Here is a 244-nt window from a genome sequence, read left to right on the forward strand (position 1 = left end):
GGACGACTGCGGCGTGCCGACGATCACCCAGTCCGCCGGCTTCGCCATGTGGGCGCGCGTGCCCGCGAGCAGGACGTCGTCCATCATGTAGGCCACGGCGCGGCCCGATTCGAGCATTCGCCGTCCCTCGCCGTAGTCGTGCGCGCTGAGCACCTGCATGTTCATGTGGCGATCGAGATTCATGCGGCGCAGCATGCGCTCGGACGTCGTGCCCTGATTCGTGACCACGGTCTTGCCCGCGAGG

1 pseudogene is annotated in these 244 nt (G+C 68.0%); it reads right to left on the minus strand.

Going from position 1 to position 244, the window contains the following annotated elements:
• A pseudogene (locus SB816_RS34255) lies at positions 1-244 on the minus strand (amino acid ABC transporter substrate-binding protein); the annotation flags it as partial.

It is taken from the genome of Achromobacter sp. SIMBA_011 (genome assembly GCF_046535435.1).
GTDB classification, from domain to species: Bacteria; Pseudomonadota; Gammaproteobacteria; order Burkholderiales; family Burkholderiaceae_B; genus Achromobacter; species Achromobacter dolens.